Annotated in this window: 20 protein-coding genes; 10 read left to right on the top strand and 10 right to left on the bottom strand. The window is 74.6% G+C overall.

What is annotated here, in order from left to right; genetic code table 11:
• Positions 1-22: 22 nt before the first annotated feature.
• Genes fdhD through FB558_RS25770 form a run of 6 tightly spaced genes read right to left on the bottom strand, consistent with a single transcriptional unit; the run spans position 23 to position 7,130 of the window.
• Positions 23-898: a formate dehydrogenase accessory sulfurtransferase FdhD gene (gene fdhD / locus FB558_RS25795; RefSeq protein ID WP_142057668.1), complete on the bottom strand. Its 876-nt coding sequence runs from the start codon at positions 896-898 to the stop codon at positions 23-25.
• On the bottom strand, positions 886-2,109 hold the full coding sequence (locus tag FB558_RS25790) for a molybdopterin molybdotransferase MoeA (protein WP_142057666.1): 1,224 nt from the start codon (positions 2,107-2,109) through the stop codon (positions 886-888). The genes fdhD and FB558_RS25790 overlap by 13 nt, the downstream gene beginning before the upstream one ends.
• A complete protein-coding gene (locus FB558_RS25785; protein ID WP_142057664.1) occupies positions 2,106-2,330 on the bottom strand; it encodes a formate dehydrogenase subunit delta in 225 nt (74 codons plus the stop codon). Before FB558_RS25785 ends, FB558_RS25790 begins: the two co-directional genes overlap by 4 nt.
• Positions 2,330-5,155: a formate dehydrogenase subunit alpha gene (fdhF, locus tag FB558_RS25780; protein WP_142057662.1), complete on the bottom strand. Its 2,826-nt coding sequence runs from the start codon at positions 5,153-5,155 to the stop codon at positions 2,330-2,332. Before fdhF ends, FB558_RS25785 begins: the two co-directional genes overlap by 1 nt.
• Positions 5,152-6,660, bottom strand: a complete 1,509-nt coding sequence (locus FB558_RS25775) for a formate dehydrogenase beta subunit (protein WP_142057660.1) — start codon at positions 6,658-6,660, stop codon at positions 5,152-5,154. The genes fdhF and FB558_RS25775 overlap by 4 nt, the downstream gene beginning before the upstream one ends.
• On the bottom strand, positions 6,657-7,130 hold the full coding sequence (locus tag FB558_RS25770) for a formate dehydrogenase subunit gamma (RefSeq protein ID WP_142057658.1): 474 nt from the start codon (positions 7,128-7,130) through the stop codon (positions 6,657-6,659). The genes FB558_RS25775 and FB558_RS25770 overlap by 4 nt, the downstream gene beginning before the upstream one ends.
• 99 nt (positions 7,131-7,229) lie before the next feature.
• On the opposite strand from FB558_RS25770, the gene FB558_RS25765 reads away from it, so the two are divergent.
• Both FB558_RS25765 and FB558_RS25760 read left to right on the top strand, forming a co-directional pair.
• Entirely contained in the window at positions 7,230-7,463 is a 234-nt protein-coding gene (locus tag FB558_RS25765; RefSeq protein WP_142057657.1) for a ribbon-helix-helix protein, CopG family, read from the top strand.
• Entirely contained in the window at positions 7,463-7,894 is a 432-nt protein-coding gene (locus FB558_RS25760; protein WP_142057655.1) for a TA system VapC family ribonuclease toxin, read from the top strand. Before FB558_RS25765 ends, FB558_RS25760 begins: the two co-directional genes overlap by 1 nt.
• 10 nt (positions 7,895-7,904) lie before the next feature.
• Here the strand turns inward: FB558_RS25760 and FB558_RS25755 are convergent, their stop codons facing one another.
• Positions 7,905-8,843 (bottom strand): LysR family transcriptional regulator, encoded by a 939-nt coding sequence (locus FB558_RS25755; RefSeq protein ID WP_142057653.1) that lies wholly within the window; start codon positions 8,841-8,843, stop codon positions 7,905-7,907.
• Between the two features lie 3 nt (positions 8,844-8,846).
• Entirely contained in the window at positions 8,847-9,428 is a 582-nt protein-coding gene (locus FB558_RS25750) for an ASCH domain-containing protein (protein WP_142057651.1), read from the bottom strand.
• 71 nt (positions 9,429-9,499) lie between these two features.
• Here FB558_RS25750 and hrcA point away from each other — a divergent pair, with 71 nt between their 5' ends.
• The 5 genes from hrcA (at position 9,500) to FB558_RS25725 (ending at position 14,605) form a co-directional block, all read left to right on the top strand.
• Positions 9,500-10,519 carry a heat-inducible transcriptional repressor HrcA gene (gene hrcA, locus FB558_RS25745; protein WP_142057649.1) on the top strand — a complete coding sequence of 340 codons (1,020 nt, stop codon included), beginning with the start codon at positions 9,500-9,502 and terminating at the stop codon, positions 10,517-10,519.
• Between the two features lie 62 nt (positions 10,520-10,581).
• On the top strand, positions 10,582-11,742 hold the full coding sequence (gene dnaJ, locus FB558_RS25740; protein WP_142059091.1) for a molecular chaperone DnaJ: 1,161 nt from the start codon (positions 10,582-10,584) through the stop codon (positions 11,740-11,742).
• A 48-nt stretch (positions 11,743-11,790) separates the two neighbouring features.
• A complete protein-coding gene (locus FB558_RS25735; protein ID WP_142057647.1) occupies positions 11,791-12,576 on the top strand; it encodes an alpha/beta fold hydrolase in 786 nt (261 codons plus the stop codon).
• 34 nt (positions 12,577-12,610) lie between these two features.
• A complete protein-coding gene (locus tag FB558_RS25730; protein WP_211366843.1) occupies positions 12,611-13,366 on the top strand; it encodes a 16S rRNA (uracil(1498)-N(3))-methyltransferase in 756 nt (251 codons plus the stop codon).
• A 375-nt stretch (positions 13,367-13,741) separates the two neighbouring features.
• A complete protein-coding gene (locus FB558_RS25725; RefSeq protein ID WP_142057645.1) occupies positions 13,742-14,605 on the top strand; it encodes an alpha/beta hydrolase family protein in 864 nt (287 codons plus the stop codon).
• 60 nt (positions 14,606-14,665) lie between these two features.
• Here FB558_RS25725 and FB558_RS25720 read toward each other — a convergent pair whose 3' ends face one another.
• Complete coding sequence (locus tag FB558_RS25720; protein WP_142057643.1) at positions 14,666-15,997, bottom strand: MFS transporter; 1,332 nt, start codon at positions 15,995-15,997, stop codon at positions 14,666-14,668.
• Positions 15,998-16,076: 79 nt separating this feature from the next.
• Positions 16,077-16,706: a TetR/AcrR family transcriptional regulator gene (locus FB558_RS25715; protein ID WP_142057641.1), complete on the bottom strand. Its 630-nt coding sequence runs from the start codon at positions 16,704-16,706 to the stop codon at positions 16,077-16,079.
• A 91-nt stretch (positions 16,707-16,797) separates the two neighbouring features.
• Here FB558_RS25715 and FB558_RS25710 point away from each other — a divergent pair, with 91 nt between their 5' ends.
• The 3 genes from FB558_RS25710 to FB558_RS25700 are packed head-to-tail and all read left to right on the top strand — an operon-like array spanning position 16,798 to position 20,098.
• Entirely contained in the window at positions 16,798-17,631 is an 834-nt protein-coding gene (locus FB558_RS25710; RefSeq protein ID WP_142057639.1) for a MaoC/PaaZ C-terminal domain-containing protein, read from the top strand.
• The gene (locus tag FB558_RS25705) at positions 17,628-18,449 is read left to right on the top strand and encodes an alpha/beta fold hydrolase (RefSeq protein ID WP_142057637.1); all 822 of its coding nucleotides are present in this window, start codon (positions 17,628-17,630) and stop codon (positions 18,447-18,449) included. The genes FB558_RS25710 and FB558_RS25705 overlap by 4 nt, the downstream gene beginning before the upstream one ends.
• A complete protein-coding gene (locus tag FB558_RS25700; RefSeq protein ID WP_142057635.1) occupies positions 18,446-20,098 on the top strand; it encodes an AMP-binding protein in 1,653 nt (550 codons plus the stop codon). Before FB558_RS25705 ends, FB558_RS25700 begins: the two co-directional genes overlap by 4 nt.
• Positions 20,099-20,117 lie beyond the last annotated feature (19 nt).

Genomic DNA, 20,117 nt, shown 5'->3' with positions numbered 1-20,117 from the left:
CTTCGCACACCGTGCCCCCACTTCACACAGCGCCCGCCTTGTGCGAAGTGGAGGCTGGATGGGCGAAGTGGCGCGGGTCGGTGATTCGGGCACCGTGGGTGTACACGTTCAGTCTTCCTTCTCTCACGAAGCCTGCGAGGGTCAGGCCGCATTCCTCGGCCAGGTCCGCCGCCAGCGAGGACGGTGCCGAGACCGCCGCCAGGACCGGCACTCCGGCCATCACCGCCTTCTGCGCGAGCTCGAACGACGCGCGTCCGGACACCACGAGCACGTTCCCGCGGGCGGGCACCCGGCCCTGCAGCAGCGCCCAGCCCAGCACCTTGTCCACCGCGTTGTGCCGCCCGACGTCCTCGCGCACCACGAGCGGCGCGCCCTCCGCGGTGAACAGGCCGGCCGCGTGCAGGCCGCCGGTGCGGTCGAACACCCGCTGCTGGTCGCGCAGCACGTCGGGCAGGGCGGCGAGGACCTCCGGCGCCACCCGCACCGGGTCGTCGGCAGGCGAGTGCCGCGACCGCAGCCGCACCGCGTCCAGCGACGCCTTGCCGCACACCCCGCACGACGAGGTCGTGTAGAAGTTGCGCTCCACCCCGGCGTCCGGGGCGGGCACGCCCGCTGCCAGCCCGACGGCGAGCACGTTGTAGGTGTTGCGGCCCGCGGCGTCCCGGGAATCGCAGTAGCGGGCGTCGCGGACGTCCGCGCCACTCCCGATCACGCCCTCGGTGAGCAGGAACCCGTGCGCGAGCTCCACGTCGTGCCCCGGCGTCCGCATCGTGACGGCGAGGGCGCGGCCGTCGACGCGCAGCTCGAGCGGCTCCTCGACGGCGAGGGCGTCCACGCGGCGGGAAGCGCCCCCGGACCCGATCCGCAGGACGGGACGGCGCGCGATCAGCCGCCCCACTGGCCCGCTCCCGGATCGAGCGGGAGCAGGCGGGCGGCGATCGCCGCGGCCGGGCCGGGGTCGACGACGGCCAGCGCGTCGGCGACGGCGGCGCCGCGGAGCATGGCGGCACCGCCGTGGCCGACCGTCTCGACGCCGCCCGGGCGGACCTGCACCGGCACGAGCCGGGTGCGGGTGGCGTGGCGGGCCAGCCCGCCCGGGACGGGCGCCGCGACGAGGGCGGGCAGCGGCGCGCCCCGCAGCCCCGCGAGCACCGGCCCGGCGAGCGTGAGGAACGCGGCGAGCGCGGCGAGCGGGTTGCCGGGCAGGCCCACGACCAGCCGGCCGTCGGCCAGCCGCGCGAGCGACTGGGGGTGCCCGGGCCGGCAGGCCACGCCGTCGACGAGGAGCTCGGCGCCGAGCGCGGCCAGCGCCGCGTGCAGGTGGTCGGCGGGCCCGGCCGCGGAGGATCCGGTGACGACCAGCAGGTCCGCGTCCGCGTCGCGCAGGGCGGCGACCAGCGTCGCCCGCTCGTCCGGCAGCCGGACGCGGGCGGCCACGCGACCGCCCGCCTGTGCCACCAGGCCGGGCAGCATCGGCCCGATCGCGTCGCGCACCCGCCCGGGCCCGGGCCGCCCGGAGGTGACGAGCTCGTCGCCCGTGACCAGCGCGGCGACGCGCGGCCGGGGATGCACCCGCAGCGCGTCCGCACCGAGCGCCGCGGCCAGGCCGAGCACCGGCGGCCGGACGACGGCGCCCGCGGGCACCAGCTCCTCGCGGGCCGCGCACTCCTCGCCGGCCCGCCGGACGTGCCGCCCCGGGGCCACCGCGCCGGTGAGCCGGTCGCCGGTGCGCACGGCGTCCTCGTCGGGCAGTACCGCGTCCGTGGCTGCGGGGAGGGCGGAGCCGGTGACCACCGCCCACGCCTCACCCGCGCGCAGACCCGCAGGCGGGCGTGCGCCGGGGCCGACCGCGCCCAGGACCGTCCACGGGCCCGGCCCGCGCACGGCGTAGCCGTCCATCGCCGACCGGTCCACCGGTGGCAGGTCACCCGCCGCGACCAGCGGCGCGGCGAGCACGGTGCCCGCGGCCTCCGCGAGTGGGAGGCGCACCGGCGGGAGCGGCGCCGCGGCCGCGTGGGCCCGCTCGCGCGCCGCATCCCAAGGCCGTGAGTGGATACGAGTGCTGGAGCACTCGTATCCACTCACGACCGGGCTTGCGAGCCGGCTCATTGCCGGGCCCGCAGCAGCTCGGCCGCGCGCGCAGCCGCCGGGGAGAGCCCGGCGCCACCCGCGTCGACGTGCGCCAGCAGGGCGGCGGTCATCCGCGGCTCCCAGAACGCGCGCAGGTGCGCGGCGATCGCCGCGGCCGCCTCCTGGATCGGGTGGTGCGCGAACTGGACCGCGATCTCGTTGATCATCCGCACGTGCGGTGGGACGGTGGCCGTGCCCATCACTCGCCCGCCGTCGGCACCGGCCGCGTGGCCAGCTCGTCGCGCACCGCGGCCTGCGCGGTCGACAGCGCCACCTGCACCGCCGTGACCTTGTACTCCGGGCAGTTCGTGGCCCAGTCGGAGTTCTCGGTCGTGACCACGTTGGCCCCGGTGACCGGGTGGTGGAACGTCGTGTAGACGACGCCGACGGGCATCCGCTCGGAGACCAGCGCCCGCAGCGTCGTCTGCCCGACCCGGCTGGCGAGGGTGACCATGTCGCCGTCGGTGATGCCGCGGACCTCGGCGTCGTGCGGGTGCACCTCGAGCAGGTCCTCGGGGTGCCACGCGACGTTGGCGGTGCGGCGGGTCTGCGCGCCGACGTTGTACTGCGACAGGATCCGGCCGGTGGTGAGGATCAGCGGGAACTTGCGGGTGCTGCGTTCGGTCGTGGGCACGTAGACCGTCTCCACGAACCGGCCCTTGCCGCGCACGAACCCGTCGGCGTGCATGATCGGCGTGCCCTCGGGGGCGGCCTCGTTGCACGGCCACTGGACGCTGCCCACCCGGTCGAGGTGGGAGAACGAGACCCCGGCGAACGTCGGCGTCGTCAGCGCGATCTCGTCCATGATCTGGCTCGACGAGTCGTAGTGCATCGGGTAGCCCATCGCCTGCGCGATCTCGCAGACGATCTCCCACTCGTGCTTGCCGGTCTTCGGCGCCATCACCGGGCGGACGCGGTTGATGCGGCGCTCGGCGTTGGTGAAGGTGCCGTCCTTCTCCAGGAACGACGTGCCGGGCAGCAGGACGTGCGCGAACTTCGCCGTCTCGTTGACGAACAGGTCCTGCACCACGACGAGGTCGAGCGCGGCCAACGCGGCGTGCACGTGCTGCGTGTTCGGGTCGGACTGGGCGATGTCCTCGCCCTGCACGAACAGCGCCCGGAACGAGCCGTCGAGCGCCGAGTCGAACATGTTCGGGATGCGCAGGCCCGGCTCGGACAGGATCGGCGTGCCCCACAGCTGCTCGTAGATGTCGCGGACGTCGTCGTCGGCCACGTGGCGGTAGCCGGGCAGCTCGTGCGGGAACGAGCCCATGTCGCAGGATCCCTGCACGTTGTTCTGCCCGCGCAGCGGGTTGACGCCGACGCCCTCGCGGCCGATGTTGCCGGTCGCCATCGCGAGGTTCGCCATGCCCATGACCGTGGTCGAGCCCTGGCTGTGCTCGGTGACGCCGAGCCCGTAGTAGATCGCGCCGTTGCCGCCGGTCGCGTACAGCCGGGCCGCGGCGCGGATCTCGGCGGCCGGCACGCCGGTGATCTCCTCCACGGCCTCCGGGCTGTGCTCGGGGCGGGCGATGAAGGCCTCCCACTCCTCGATGCCCTCGCAGCGTTCCTGCACGAACTCGCGGTCGACGAGGCCATCGGTGACGATCACGTGGGACATCGCGTTGATCACCGCGACGTTCGTGCCGGGCGCGAGCGACAGGTGGTGGGCGGCCTCGATGTGCGGTGTCCGGACCAGGTCGATCCGCCGCGGGTCGAGCACGATCAGCTTCGCGCCCTTGCGCAGCCGCTGCTTCATCCGCGACGCGAACACCGGGTGCGCGTCGGTCGGGTTCGCCCCGATCAGCAGGATGACGTCCGCCTTGGCCACCGACTTGAAGTCCTGCGTGCCGGCGGACGTGCCGAAGGTCTGCTTGAGCCCGTAGCCGGTGGGGGAGTGGCAGACCCGCGCGCAGGTGTCGACGTTGTTGTTGCCGAACACCGCCCGCACCATCTTCTGGACGGCGTAGACCTCCTCGTTCGTGGTGCGCGAGGAGGTGATGGCCCCGATCGAGCCGGTGCCGTGCGCGGCCTGGATCTCCCGCAGCCGCCGCGCGGTGAACCCGATGGCCTCCTCCCAGGAGACCTCGCGCCAGTCGTCGGCGATCGACTCGCGCAGCAGCGGAGCCATGACCCGGTCGGGGTGGCTCGCGTAGCCGAACGCGAACCGGCCCTTGACGCACGAGTGGCCCTCGTTCGCGCCGCCGTCCTTGTAGGGCACCATCCGCACGAGCTCGTCGCCGCGCAGCTCGGCCTTGAACGAGCAACCGACCCCGCAGTAGGCGCAGGTGGTGATCACCGAGCGGTTCGGCATGCCGAGCTCGATCACCGACTTCTCCTGCAGCGTGGCCGTCGGGCAGGCCTGCACGCAGGCACCGCAGGACACGCAGTCGGACTCCATGAACGTGCCGCCCGCGCCCGCGGCGACCTTCGAGTCGAACCCGCGCCCGGAGATCGTCAGCGCGATGGTGCCCTGCACCTCGTCGCAGGCCCGCACGCAGCGCGAGCAGGCGATGCACTTGGAGGCGTCGAAGTCGAAGTAGGGGTTGGACGTGTCCTTCGGGGCGTCCATGTGGTTGGCCCCCGCGTCGACGCCGGAGCCGTAGCGCACCTCGCGCAGCCCGGTGACGCCCGCCATGTCCTGCAGCTCGCAGTCGCCGTTCGCCGAGCAGGTGAGGCAGTCGAGCGGGTGGTCGGAGATGTAGAGCTCCATGACGCCGCGGCGCAGCCTGCCCAGCTTCTCGGTCTGCGTGCGCACCACCATCCCGGGCGCCACGGGCGTGGTGCACGACGCCGGGGTGCCGCGGGCGCCGTCGATCTCCACGACGCACAGCCGGCAGGAGCCGAACGCCTCCAGGGAGTCGGTGGCGCACAGCTTGGGGATGTCGAGACCGGCCTCCTTGGCCGCGCGCATCACCGAGGTGCCCGGCGGCACTGCCACCGGGACGCCGTCGATCGTGACCTCGACGGTGGCGGCGCCCTCGCGGGCCGGCGTCCCGAAGTCCGGTTCTTTGAGCAGGCTCATTTCGCGAAGTCCTCCCCGAAGTGCTGCACGGCGCTTCGCACGGGCATGGGGGTCAGCCCGCCCATGGCGCAGAGCGATCCGTCGGTCATGAGCTCGCACAGGTCGTCGAGCAGCACGAGGTTCTTCTCGCGCTCGGTTCCCGCGCGGATGCGGTCGATCGTCTCGACGCCGCGGACGGCGCCGACGCGGCACGGCGTGCACTTGCCGCAGGACTCCTCGGCGCAGAAGGAGAACGCGAACCGGGCCATCGCGGCCATGTCGACCGTGTCGTCGAACACGACCACGCCGCCGTGCCCGAGCATCGCGCCGGCCGCGGCGAACTCCTCGTAGGCCATCGGCAGGTCGAACTTCGACGCCGGCAGGTACGCCCCGAGGGGGCCGCCGACCTGCACCGCTCGCACCGGCCGGCCGGACGCGGTGCCGCCCCCGAGCTCCTCGACCAGCTCGCCGAGCGTCATCCCGAACGGCGTCTCGAAGACGCCGCCGCGGGCGACGTTGCCGCCGAGCTGGAACACGCTGGTGCCCCGCGAGCGGCCGGTGCCGAGCGCGGCGTAGGCCTCGGCGCCGTGCGCGAGGATCGCCGGCACCGACGCCAGCGACAGCACGTTGTTGACCACGGTCGGGCGGCCGAACAGGCCCTCCAGCGCGGGGATCGGCGGTTTCGCCCGCACCTGGCCCCGCTTGCCCTCGAGGCTCTCGAGCATCGAGGTCTCCTCGCCGCAGATGTAGGCGCCCGCGCCCACGCGGACGTGCAGGTCGAAGGTCAGGTCCGAGCCCAGCACCCGCTCGCCGAGCCAGCCGCGCTCCCGGGCCGCCTCGATCGCCGCGGTCAGCGCCTCGACGGCCTCCGGGTACTCGGAGCGCACGTAGACGTAGCCCTCGACGGCGCCGACGGCGTGCGCGGCGATCGTCATGCCCTCGATCAGCGTGAACGGGTCGCCCTCGATCAGCATCCGGTCGGCGAACGTGCCGGAGTCGCCCTCGTCGGCGTTGCAGCAGACGAACTTGACGTCGGCCTGCGCGCCGAGCACCGTGCGCCACTTGATCCCGGTGGGGAACCCGGCGCCGCCGCGGCCCCGCAGCCCGGACTCCACCACCGCCTCGACGACGTCGGACGGGGCGAGCCCGAGCGCCGCCCGCAGGCCGGCGTTCCCGCCGTGGGCCTCGTGGTCGTCGGGCGAGCGCGGGTCGACGATCCCGACGCGGGCGAACGTCACGCGCTGCTGGCGGCGCATCCACGGCAGGTCCTCGACGACGCCAAGGCTCTCGCCCGCCCCCTCGAGCAGGCCCGCGGCGACCAGCCCGTCGACGTCCTCGGGCGCGACCGGCCCGTACCCGACGCGCCCCGCCGGAGTCTCGACCTCGACCAGCGGCTCCAGCCAGAGCATGCCCCGCGAGCCCGTGCGGACCACCTCCGCGCCCGCGGCGGCGATCCGCTCGGCCACCGTGTCCGCGCCGACGGAGCGGGCCGCGGCGTCACGGGGGACGAACACGCGCGCGGTCACCGGGCCTCCCCGAGCAGGGCGTCGAACCGGGCGGGGGTGACGCGGCCGTGCAACCGTCCGTCGACCTGCGCCGCGGGCCCGAGGGCGCAGTTGCCGAGGCAGAAGACCTCGTCGAGGGTGACCGCGCCGTCGGAGGTGGTCTCCCCGAACCCGACGCCGAGCCGACGCCGCGCGTGGGCGCCGAGCGCCTCGGCACCCACGGCGCGGCAGGCCTCGGCCTGGCAGATCCGGACGGTCGTCCGGCCGCCGGGTGCGCTGCGGAAGTCGCGGTAGAAGGTGGCGACGCCGTGCACCTCCGCCACCGCGAGGTTGAGCGCGTCGGCGATCACCGGCACGTCCTGGGCGTCGACGTGGCCCAGCTCGCGCTGGACGGCGTGCAGGATCGGCAGCAGGGGGCCGCGCAGGTCGCGCAGCCCGGTGGCGATCGCGCGCACCCGCTCCACGCGCTCCCCGACGGACGTCGTTGTCATGAGAGCAACTGTCTCGATCTGAGGTAGCTCAGGTCAAAGCAAAGTTCGTGATCTGCCGATAGACCGGGGCTATGACAGTGGTGCCGTAGCATCTGATGCGTGCGCACCACGCTGAACATCGACGAGGACGTGCTCCACGCGGTCCGCGAGCGGGCCCGGCGGGAGAACCGGAGCGCCGGCGAGGTCCTCTCCGAACTGGCACGGCAGGCCCTGACCGAGGGCATTCCGGAGCAGCGCACCTCGGGAGCCCACGGTTTCGACCCGCTGCCGCCGCGCGGGAAGGCGGTGTCGAACGCCCTGATCGATCGGCTCCGTGAGGACGAACCGGAGTGATGCGGGCCCTCCTCGACATCAACGTCCTGCTGGCGCTCCTCGACAGCGATCACGTCGATCATCGGCGGGCTCGGGCCTGGCTCGACGAGGAGATCGACTCGGGATGGGCGTCGTGCGCGATCACGCAGAACGGCTTCGTCCGGATCGTGAGCCAGCCGCGCTACCCGAGCCCGGTACCCCCGGCGCAGGCCGTCCGCCTGCTGCAGCGCGCCTGTGCCACCGACCACCACGAGTTCTGGCCGTGCGACGTCAGCCTCCTGGACGACGCGGTCATCGACCGGAACAAGGTCCACGGCCCGCGGCAGGTGACCGATGCCTACCTGCTGGCCCTCGCCGCGCGGCACGGAGGGCGGTTCGTCACCTTCGACCGCTCCGCGGTGCTCGCGGCCGTACCCGCCGCCACCCCGGAGAACCTCGCCGTGCTGGCCTGAGCGCCTGCGGTCACCCGCCACCTCTCGGCCGCAGGTGGCGGCGGCGCAGCGCGTCGAGCACACCGGGCATGTCCACGTCGACCGCGACGTCGAGCAGGGCGCGCGCGAGCATGGAGACCGGGTCGCGGTCCGGGAGCACCAGGCCGATCCGGTGGCTGCGCGCGGGGGGCTCCATCGGCACGACCCGCATCCCGTCCGGCACCCCGAACATGTGCAGCCACGCGTGCGCGATCACGGTGGACCACCGGTGCGTCGCCACGTGCCCGTACAGCACCGAGACGGCGTCGGCCTCGATCCGCGGAACCGCGGTGACCCCGGCCTGGGCGAAGTTGCGGTCCAGGATCCGGCGGTTCTGCATCACGGGCGGGAGCAGGCACAGCGGCTCGCCCGCCACCTCGGCCCAGCCCACCGACTCCCGGTCGGCCAGCGGCGACCCGGCCGGCGTCAGCAGCAGGTAGCGCTCCGGGTAGAGCGGCACGGTGCGCACGTCACCGAGCGGCTCGCCGTCGATGTAGGTCATGCCCACGTCCAGGTCGAACTCCGCGAGCCGCGACACGATCGCCCGTGAGGACAGCGACTCCAGCGTGACCCGCGTCCCCGGGTGGCGCTCGCAGAACGGCGCGGTGAGCAGGGGCGCGACCGTGAGCGCCGTCGGGATCGCCCCGATGCGCAGCACCCCGGTCAGCCCGCCCGCCATCCGGTCCAGGTCCTGGCGCATCGCGTCGCGGTCGGCGAGCATCCGGTGGGCCCACACCACCACCCGCTCGCCCTCGGGCGTGAAGCCGCCGAAGCGGCGCCCGCGGCGCACGATCTGCACGCCGAGGTCGGACTCCAGGCGGCGCAGCGCCGCCGACAGCGCGGGCTGCGAGACGTGGCAGCTCGCCGCGGCCCGCGCGAAGTGCCCCTCGCGCGCGAGGGCGCTGAGGTACTCGAGTTGGCGCAGCAGCACCGCTCACCCCCGGCGATAGGCGCGGCCGCGGGGCGAGAGCCGGTAGCCCACCTCCAGGCTCTCGGTCAGCCCCAGCTCCTTGAGCTTGCGGACGTCGCGCTTGAACGGCAGCGTCTCACGGCCCATCCGCGCGGCCAGGTCCGGCGCGCGGACGCCGGGCTGCTCCGCGATCAGTGCCAGCACCGCCGCCGTCCACGGGCCGTGGGCCCCGCTGCGGTCCATCCGCGCCAGCCGGGCGTCGATCTCGGCGCGCTCGGCCTGCGACAGCCGCCGCTTCGCCCGCAGCGCCACCCGCGGGTCGGGCCCCGCCAGGCGCACCGCGACCCGGTGCAGCTGCCCGTCGCCCCGTTGCGCCTCCCGCAGCGCCGCGAGGTCGGTGAACCCGGCGGCGCGCGCGTCGTCGGCGGTGAGATCCGCCTCGTCCACCGGCTCGACGGCGGTGAACTCCAGCACGCCGACCGGCGTGCGCTGGCTCCCGCCCGGACGCACCCGCGGCCGCTCCCAGCGCCGGAACAGGACGGTCACCGTGCCGGCGGCGATGGCGTCGAGCACGGGGCGGCGGATCTGCACACGCACATCGTGCATGCGCTGGCACCCGCGCAGAACACATAGACTGGACTCCGACCCACCACCTGACGCGGAGGAGGAGCGCTGCCGTGAACGCCGACGAGCGCCGCTTCGCCGTGCTGCGCGCCATCGTCGCCGACTACGTCAACACCCACGAGCCGGTCGGCTCGAAGATGATCGTCGAGCGGCACAACCTCGGCGTCTCGAGCGCCACGGTCCGCAACGACATGGCGGTGCTGGAGGAGGACGGGCTCATCGCCCAGCCGCACACCAGCGCCGGCCGGGTGCCCACCGACAAGGGCTACCGGCTGTTCGTCGACCGGCTCGCGCAGGTCAAGCCGCTGTCGGGGGCCGAGCGCCGCGCCGTGCAGGCCTTCCTCGAAGGCGCGGTGGACCTCGACGACGTGCTGCGCCGCAGCGTGCGGCTGCTCGCGCAGCTCACCCGCCAGGTGGCCGTCGTCCAGTACCCCACGCTCACGCGCTCCACCGTGCGCCACTGCGAGATCGTCGCGCTCACGCCCGCCCGGCTGATGGTGGTGCTCATCACCGACAGCGGGCGGGTCGAGCAGCGGGTGGTCGACCTCGGCGACGTGGTCGCCGACGACACCGTCGCCCAGGTGCGCCAGCTGGTCAACGGCGCCCTGGTGGGCAGGCCGCTGGCCGCGGCCTCGGCCGCCGTCGCGGAACTGCCGACCACCGCGCCCGCCGAGCTGCGCGACGTGGTGATCGCGGTGTCCACCGTGCTCATCGAGACGCTCGTCGAGCACCCCGAGGAGCGGCTGCTGCTGGGCGGCACCGCCAACCTCACCCGCAACGTCGCCGACTTCCCGCACTCGCTGCGCCAGGTGCTGGAGGCGTTGGAGGAGCAGGTCGTGGTGCTGCGGCTGCTCGCGTCCGCGCAGGACCCGGGCACGGTCACGATCCGCATCGGCGAGGAGAACGAGGCCGAGGAGATGCGCGACACGTCCGTGGTGACGATCGGTTACGGCGGCGGCACCGTGCTGGGCGGGATGGGCGTGGTCGGACCCACGCGGATGGACTACCCGGGCTCGATCGCGGCGGTGCACGCGGTGGCCCGGTACGTGGGTGAGATCCTGGCCGGGCGGTAGGAGCCGCGGCAGACCGAGCGGAAGAGCACGACCGAGCGAGAAGGACCATGGGGAACGCGCACGTGGTACGCGACTACTACGGGATACTGGGCGTCGACAGCGACGCCGGTCCCGACGAGATCAAGCGGGCCTACCGCAGGCTCGCGCGTGAGCTGCACCCCGACGTCAACCCCGATGCGGCCGCGCAGGAGCGCTTCCGCGAGGTGAGCGCGGCCTACGAGGTGCTGTCCGACCCGGAGAAGCGCCGCATCGTCGACCTGGGCGGGGACCCGCTGGGCAACGGCGGTGGCGGCGCGGGCGCGGGCGGGGCCGACCCCTTCAGCGCGTTCGGCTTCGGCGACATCATGGACGCCTTCTTCGGCGGCCAGGGCGGCGGTCGCGGCCGTGGCCCGCGCAGCCGGGTCCAGCCGGGCGCCGACGCCCTGATCCGGATGCAGCTCACGCTCGAGGAGTGCGCCACCGGCGTCACCCGCGACCTCACGGTCGACACGGCGGCGCTCTGCTCGGAGTGCACGGGCTCGGGGTGCGCGCCGGGCAGCACGCCCACGATGTGCGACATCTGCAACGGGCGCGGCGAGGTGCAGAGCGTGCAGCGCTCCTTCCTCGGCCAGGTCGTCACGTCGCGGCCCTGCCCCAACTGCCGCGGCTTCGGCGAGGTCATCCCCGAGCCGTGCCGCCAGTGCGGCGGCGACGGCCGGGTGCGCTCGCGGCGCACGGTCAGCGTCCGCATCCCCGCGGGTGTGGCCGACGGGATGCGCGTGCGGCTGGCCGGGCAGGGTGAGGTCGGGCCCGGCGGCGGGCCGGCGGGCGACCTGTACGTGGAGGTGGAGGAGGAGCAGCACGAGCTGTTCACGCGCGACGGCGCCGACCTGCACTGCAGGGTGCCGCTGCCGATGACGGCCGCAGCCCTGGGCACCACGCTCCCGCTGCCCACCCTCGACGGCACCGAGGAGCTGCACATCGACGCCGGCACGCAGGCAGGCACCGTGATCACGCTGCGCGGCAAGGGGATGCCGCGGCTGCGCTCCACCGGCCGGGTCGACGGCCACGGCGACCTGATGGTCCACGTGGACGTCGCCGTCCCCACGAAGCTCGACGCGAAGCAGACCGAGCTGCTGCGCCAGCTCGCCGAGCTGCGCGGCGAGGAGCAGCCCGACCTCGCGGGCGGCAACCGCAACGGGCACGGCATCTTCTCCCGGCTGCGCGACTCGTTCGGTCGGTGATCGCGGGCGGCGCCGATGAGTTCTGCGCGCCGCGCGGGTCACACCGACATGACGACGGATCGAGCGGCCCACGTCGACGCAGGCGGGGTGCGCACCTGGTACGCGGTGCACGGCAGCGGCGACCCGCTGGTGTACCTGCACGGCGCATTCGGTGACTCCCGGGAGCTCGAGCCGCAGCTCGCCGCCTACACCGACCACTACCGCGTGTACCTGCCCGAGCGGCGCGGCCACGGCCGCAGCCCGGACGTCGAGGGGCCGTTCAGCTTCCCGGTCTTCGCGCGCGACACGATCGCGTTCCTCGAGGCGGTGGTCGACGGACCGGTCGACCTGGTCGGCTACAGCGACGGTGCCACCACGGCCCTGCACGTGGCCCTGGAGCGGCCCGACCTGGTGCGGCGCCTGGTGCTGATCAGCGGGCAGTACCACCAGCGCGGTCTCATCCCCGGCATCCTCGACGACCCCGGGATGTCGGACATGATGGTGGGCTCGCCGATGGCGACGAGCTACGCCGAGGTGTCCCCGGACGGCGCAGCGCACTTCCCGGTGATCGTCGGGAAGATCATCGACATGGCGCTGACCGGGCCCACGCTCGCCGCCGAGCAGCTCGCGGGGGTCACCGCGCGCACGCTGGTGGTCAGCGGCGACGACGACGGCGTGCACCTGGAGCACACGATCGAGCTCTACCGGTCGATCCCCGACTCCGAGTTGGCCGTGGTGCCGGGCACCTCGCACCTGCTCGCCTGGGAGAAGCCGGAGCAGGTGACCGAGCTGGTGCTGCGGTTCCTCACCACCGAACCGGTGCCCACGATCGCCCCGATCCGCAGGGCCCGCTGAGCCGCCGCGCGCCGCCGGGGGAGAGGATCGGGGCGTGAGCCAGAGCAGCACCGCCCCGCTGTTCCTCGTCGACGCTCTCCCACCGGACGACCACGCCGTGCTGGACGGGCCGGAGGGACGCCACGCGGCCACCGTGCGGCGGCTGCGGCCGGGGGAGGCCGTGCAGCTGTCCGACGGTCGCGGCGCGCTCGCCCACGCCGTGGTCGAGTCCGCCGGCCGGGACGTGGTCGAGCTGACCATCGTCCGGCGGACCGCCGTCGCCGCGCCCACCCTGCGGGTGCTGCTCGCGCAGGCGCTGGTGAAGGGCGACCGCGGGGAGCTGGCCGTCGAGCTCGCGACGGAGGCGGGCGTCGACGGGATCCTGCCGTGGCGCGCCGCCCGCTGCGTCGCCCGCTGGGAGGCGGGCCCGCGCGGGGACAAGGCGCTCGCCCGGTGGCGCACCACCGCCCGTGAGGCCGCGAAGCAGGCCCGCAGGCCGTGGCTGCCGGTCGTCGAGGAGCCGGTGACCACGGCCGCGCTCGCCCGTCGGGTGGCGGCCACCGGCGCCGCGCTCGTGCTGCACGAGGCCGCATCCGAGCGCCTCGCGGACGTCCCGCTGCCGTCGGAGGGTGAGCTGCTGCTCGTGGTCGGCCCGGAGGGCGGTGTCACCGGCGAGGAGGTCGACGCGCTGGTCGAGGCGGGCGCGCGGACCGTACGGCTGGGCCCGGAGGTGGTGCGGGCCTCGACGGCGGCGGCGGTGGCCCTCGGCGCGCTCGGTGTGCTGACCGGCCGCTGGGACGCGCGGCCCTGATCTCCCGGGTGGGGCGCGTCCGGTCGGGCGGCGAGCTGTCGTCCGGACGGTCGGACTCGGCGCCGCGCCCCTCGTCATCCGGGTGAGACCGCGGTCGTCCGCGCGTTGCCGCGGGTACCGTCTGCGTGTCCCGGTCCGGCAGGCGGACCGGTCGCGAGCCGCGGGTGTTCGCACCCACGGGGCCGTCGGAGAGTCCCCCCTCGCCCGGCGGAGCCGCGCCGCGGTGGGTGACCCCCCACGTCCACCGCGGCGCGGCGACCCCATCGCTCGCACACCGAGTTCTGCCGTCGCACACCGACTGCAACCGGTGTGGGAGCGCTGATGTCGGTGTGCGAGCGGGGTCAACCGGCAGCGGTCGGGCAGCGAAGACCTGTCATGCTCGTCCCCGTGCCGCGTCGCCACACCCTGCTCGCGATCGCCGCCCTCGCGCTGCCCGCCGTCCTCGGCGCCTGCACGCTCGGGTCGCCTGCCGGCCCCGGGACCCGCCGGATCGACTACGGCCGACACCCCAGCCAGTTCGGCGAGCTGACCCTGCCCGCCGGCCCGCCGCGCGGGGTCGTCGTGGTCGTGCACGGCGGGTTCTGGCGCCAGCGGTACGGCCTGGAGTTGGGTCGCCCGCTCGCGGCCGACCTCGTGGACGCAGGCTTCGCCGCGTGGAACGTCGAGTACCGCCGGGTCGGCGGGGACGGGGGCTGGCCCGCCACGTTCGAGGACGTGGCCGCGGCGGTCGACCTGCTCGCCGGTCCGGTGCAGGAAGCGGCGGGCGGGCAGCTGCCGCTGGACCGGGTCGTCGCCGTCGGGCACTCGGCGGGCGGGCACCTCGGCGTGTGGCTCGCCGCCCGCCCGGGGCTTCCGGACGGCGCGCCCGGCGCGGCGCCCGCCGTGCGGCTCCGGGGTGTGGTGAGCCAGGCCGGCGTGCTCGACCTGGCCGACGCCGAGCAGCGCGGCGTCGGCAGCGGCGCCGCGTCCGACCTGCTGGGCGGCGGGCCGGACGAGGTGCCGGACCGCTACGCCCTCGCCTCGCCGATCGCCCGGCTCCCGCTCGGCGTGCCCGTGGTGTGCGTGCACGGCACCGCCGACGCCAACGTGCCGATCCGGCAGAGCGAGCGGTTCGTGGCGGCGGCAGGCGACGCCGCGGAGCTGGTGACGCTGCCCGGCGCCGACCACTTCGCGGTGATCGACCCGGCGACGCAGGCGTGGCGGGCGTGCCGGGACGGGGTGGAGCGCCTCCTGCAGTGACGAACGGCACTCTCGTCGGTGCCTAGCCGACGAGAGTGCCGTTCGTCAGGCAGACGGGGCTCAGCGCGACGTCGCGTACAGGTCCCGGCGGAACACCTCGCGGATGGACCAGACCGACACGAACGTGACGGCGGACGCGGCCACGATGTAGAGCGAGACCGACCACGCGGCGCCGGTCGCGGCCAGCAACGCCGTCATGATGAACGGGGCGAGCCCGCCGGCGAACACCGACGCGAACTGGTACCCGAGCGAGGCGCCGGAGTAGCGGACGTCGGCGGGGAACATCTCGGCGTACAGGGCGGCCTGCGGCCCGTACATCGTGGCGTGGATCGTGAACCCGATCAGCAGGGCGAGCAGGACCAGCGGCACCGAGCCGGTGTCGATGAGCCAGAACATCGGGAACGCGTAGAGCGCCATCAGCACCGTGCCGGTGAGGTAGAGCCTGCGGCGTCCGTACCGGTCGCTCAGGGCGCCGAACAGCGGGATGGTGACGACCTGAGTGGCCCCCGCGGCCATCACGCACAGCAGCATCTCGGTGCGGCTGAGCCCGATCTCGGTCGTGCCGTAGTCGAGCAGGCCGCTGATGAGGATGTAGAACACGGCGTTGACGACGAAGAACGCGCCCGCGGCCTGCAGGATCTGGCGCCAGTACCTGCGCACGGCGTCGCGCAGCGGGGCCTTGCGCAGCCCGGCGGCCTGCTTCGACGCCGCCGACTCCGCCTGCATGGCGCGGAACACCGGGGTGTCCTCGATCTTCAGCTGGACGTAGATGCCGATCACCACGAGCAGCAGGCCGGTGAGGAACGGCACCCGCCAGCCCCAGGTCACGAACTGCTGCTCCGAGAGGTTCGCCGTGAGCAGCAGGAACAGCAGGTTGCCCGCCACGGCGCCGAAGATCGCGCCGGTCTGGACGAGGCTGCCGTAGAAGCCGCGGCGCTCCACCGGGGCGTGCTCGGTGAGCAGCAGCGCGGCACCGCCCCACTGCGCGCCGACGCCCAGCCCCTGCACGAGCCGCGCGACGACCAGCAGCACCGGCGCCCAGACGCCGATGGTCGCGTATCCGGGCAGCAGGCCGATGGCGGAGGTGGACACGCCCATCACCAGCATCGAGGCGACGAGCGGTGGTTTCCGCCCGAACCGGTCACCGACGTGCCCGGCGATGATCCCCCCGAGCGGGCGGGCGACGAAACCGACGGCGAAGGTCGCGAACGAGGCGAGGGTGCCCGCGACCGGGCTGGCCGTGGGGAAGAACAGCGGGCCGAACACGAGTGCGGCCGCCGTGGCGTAGATGAGGAAGTCGAACCACTCGAGCGCGGTGGCGAACACGGCGGCTGCGGCGAGCCGTCCCATCCGCGTCGGCGGCCGGTGCGGATCGGCGTTCTGCTGGATCATCGGCGATCCCCCGGAGTCAGGTACGAACGATCGTTCATACGCTAGCCGCAGCCCCTCCCGTGTCACAAGGGCGACCGCGTCAGGCCGTGCCGGCGAGCGGCGCCTCGACCAGTGCCAGCGCGTAGCGGGCGTGCAGCTCGGCGAGCTGCCCGCGCGACAGGCGGCCGCCGGGCCGGTACCAGGTGGACACCGACGAGCACAGCGACACGATGCTGCGCGCTGCGTCGGCCGGGTAGGGTGTGCGGAACTCCCCGTCGTCCGCTCCCTGGGCGACGATCTCGGCGAACACCGCCTCGGTGCTGTCGCGGGCCGCGACGAGGCGCTCCCGGTCCGAGCCGGTCAGGTAGCGCACTTCGCTGATCGCCACGACCGCGGCGACCTGGTGGTCGACGACGAACCCGACGTAGGCGCGCACCGCATCGCGCAGTCGGGGACCGGCCGCGTCGCCCGCGTCCGCCACCGCGCGACGCACCCGCGCGTAGAGCTCGTCGTTGGCGCGCCGCAGCACCTCGGCCAGCAGACCGGACTTGGAGGGGAAGTAGTTGTAGAGGTTGGACAGGCTGGTGCCCGCGCCGCGGGCGACGTCGCGCATCGACGCGCCGTTGAACCCCTTGTCGCCGAACGCGGCGAGCGCCGCGTTGAGGATCGCCGCCTCGTTGCGCCGCCCGGTGTCCGCGATGAGGGCGGCGGCCGGGGAACGATCGTTCATATTGCTCAGGCTACCGGGGTTGACGGTGCCCGGGCAGCGATGGTTCTGTCGTTGACAAGAACGTTCGTTCGTCGATGTCGAAGGAGCCGCGGTGACGGACCGGTACTTCGAGGACTTCGCGGTCGGCCAGCGCTTCACGAGCGGGACGCGCACGGTCACCGCGGCCGACCTGGCGGACTTCACGCGCCTCAGCGGCGACGACCATCCGATCCACACCGAGCCGGGCTACCGGGGCGGCGGGGCCCCGGTGCTGCAGGGGCCGTTCGGCCCGGCCGTGGCGATGGGCCTGCTGCAGGGCCTCGGGCTCGCCGGCGACGCCGTGCTCGGCCTGCTCGACACGCACTGGCACTACCGGCGCCCCGTCCACGTCGGTGACGTGCTGCGCCTGGAGATGACGGTGGTGCGCTGCCGCCGCACCCGCCGCGGCGACCGCGGCGTCGTCACCCGGCACATGCGGCTCGTCGACGACGACGGCGCGGTCGTCCAGGAGGGCACCACCGCGGTGCTCCTCGCCGCGCGGGGCGTCGGCCCGGACCCGGTCGCCCGCGACTTCGGCACCGTCGCCTGGGGCGAGGCGCTCACCGGGCGGCTGGGCCCGGCGTTCGCCGAGGCGCTCCCCGGGTGGGACGGCACGATCGGGTTGCGCGCCGGCGACCACGAGGTGCACCTGCGGATCTACCGCGGCACGGTGATCGAGGTGTCCGGCCGGTCGGCGCTCGGGGCCACGTTCACACTGGAGGCCGACGAGCTGACCTGGACCGAACTGGTCGAGTCGGAGCGGAACGACTTCGTGCGCCGCGCGATGGCGGGCGCGTTCGCGGTGCGCGGCAACGGGTACGAGTACCTACGGCTCACCCGCCCGCTGAGCCTGCTCGTCGACGCCGCGCGGGCGCTGGCCCGGGCGGGGGAGGAGGCCGCCGCATGATCGGGGAGACGGTCGAGGCAGCGTACGCCGGGATCGGTGGCTGCACCGCTTTCGTCGAGCAGACGGGCACCGGCACCCCCGTGCTGTGCCTGCACACGGCGGGTCAGAGCGGCGTGCAGTGGCGCCACGTCGCGGGCCCGCTCGCGCGCCGCGGGTACCGCGTGGTCGTGCCGGACCTGCCCGGGCACGGGCGCTCCGAGCCCGCGCCTGCCGGCCCGGTCACGGACCTCGGGGACTACGCCGCCTGGTGCGTCGCGCTGATCGATCGGCTCGGCCTCGAGCGGCCCTTCGTGGTCGGCTGCTCGATCGGCGGCAAGATCGCGCTCGACCTCGCGGCGCGGCTCGGCGACCGGCTCGCCGGCGTCGTCGCGATGGCGGCCGACGCGTGGACGGGCGGCCGGCCGAGCGTCTCCGGCCTGCGCCGCGAGCTTTCGGACGTAGCTGCGCCCAGCCGCACCGACCGCACCCACCTGGGCACGCTCGCCGTCGTCGGGAGTGCGGTGCCGCCCCCGCGCGCCGAGCTGATCGCCACCATGCACCGGCGGGAGGACCCGGCGGTGTCCACCTCCGACCTGATCGGCTGGGCCACCCACGACCTGCGCGACGCGCTGCCGCGCATCGCCTGCCCGACGCACCTCGTGGTGGGGGCGGACGACCTGTGGCTCGACCCCGACGCCGTGCGGTGGGCCGCAGACCGGATCCCGGGCGCCCGGGCGACCGTGCTGGACGGCGTCGGGCACTACCCGATGGAGGAGATCACCGACTTCGCGGCGGTTCTCGACGGCTGGCTCCGCGAGCTCGCGGGAGGTGTCCGATGAGCGCTCCTCGCACCGTGCCCCCGCACCCCGTCGCCACCGGCCCGGTCCCGCGCGACCTGCCGGACCTCGTGCTCCGGCTCGCGCGGGCAGACGCCGCCGCCGTGGTGGCGATCGACAAGGGACCCGACGGGGCGGACCTGCCGATCACCCGTGGTGAGCTGCGGGAACGGATCGCGGCGCTCGCGACGCAGCTGGCCGACGCCGGGATCGGGGCCGGCGACTGCGTGGCGGTCTGGGTGCCGAACTGGAGCGACGCGCTCGTGTGGCAGTTCGCGGTCGCGGCGCGCAACGCGCACGTCATCGGCGTCAACACCCGGTACAACGTGGAGGAGGTCGCGCACGTCCTGCGCCGGGCCCGGCCGCGGGTCGTGGCGCTCGCCCACGGCTTCCACGGGCTCGACCTGCTCGAGCGGCTGCGCGCGGCGGTGGCCCTGGCCGAGGTCGCGCCCCCGGTCGTCGTCCCGGTTCCGGGTCCGGGCGGGCCGTCCGCCGACCCGGCGGCGGTCGACGTCGGTGGCGGGGCCTGGGCGGTGCGGCCGGGCGATGGCCCCGAGCCGGGCCCGTCCGACCCCGACGCGCTCGCCGTCGCGTTCACCACCTCGGGCTCCACCGGCATGCCCAAGCTCGCGGCCCACCGCGGCTCGGGGGTGCTCGCCCACGCCGTGGCCGACGCCGCGGCCATCGGGATCACCGAGGCCGACGCCGTACTCTGCGCGCTGCCCCTGTCCGGCGTGTTCGGCTACAACACCGCGATGGCCGCGCTCGCCGCGGGCGCGGTGTGCATCCTGGAACCGGTGTTCGACGCAGGCTCGGTGCTCGACGACATGGCCGCGCACCGCGTCACGCACGTGGTCGGCGGCGACGACCTGCTGCTGCGGCTGCACGAGGCGTGGCGCGCCCGCCCGCGCGACCTCTCGGCGTGGCGGTGGTGCGGCGTGGCCGACTTCCAGGGCCGCTCCCGCGAGCTGGCGGCCTGGGCGCGGGAGGAGTTCGGCACCGCCACCTCCGGGGTCTACGGCTCGTCCGAGGTCTTCGCCCTCACCTCCTTCTGGCCCCACGACGAGCCTGAGCCGGGGCGCTGGGACGGCGGCGGCCGGGTCGTGCAGCGCGGTATCGAGGTGCGGGTGGCCGACCCCGTCACCGAGGAGGTGCTCGCCCTCGGAGCGGAGGGTGAGCTGCAGTTCAGGGGCCCGAACGTGGTCGACGCCTACCTGGGTGACCCGGACGCGGCGGGCCGGGCGTTCACCGCCGACGGCTGGTTCCACAGCGGCGACCTCGGCGTGCTCGTCGACGACGGCGCGTTCACCTACGTCTGCCGGATGGGCGATGCGCTGCGGCTGCGCGGGTTCCTCGTCGACCCCGCGGAGATCGAGTTCCGGCTCGCGGCGCACCCGCAGGTGCACACGGCCAAGGTCGTGGGCATCGACGGCGCCGACGGGGCCACGCGGGCGATCGCCTTCGTCGTCGGGGAGCCGGACGCCGCGCCCGATCCCGAGGAGCTGCGCGCCTGGTGCGCCGCGGCGCTCGCACGGTTCAAGGTGCCGGACGCGGTGCACGTGGTGGCGGAGATGCCGACGACGACGGGCACCAACGGGACCAAGATCCGGGCGGCGACGCTGCGGGAGTGGGCCCGAGCAGCCGCCTCGTGACGAACGGCACTCTCGTCGG

Source organism: Pseudonocardia kunmingensis (assembly GCF_006716445.1).
GTDB classification, from domain to species: Bacteria; Actinomycetota; Actinomycetes; order Mycobacteriales; family Pseudonocardiaceae; genus Pseudonocardia; species Pseudonocardia kunmingensis.
Note: the sequence above shows the minus strand (reverse complement) of the source record. Positions and strands in the feature narration are given on the sequence as shown.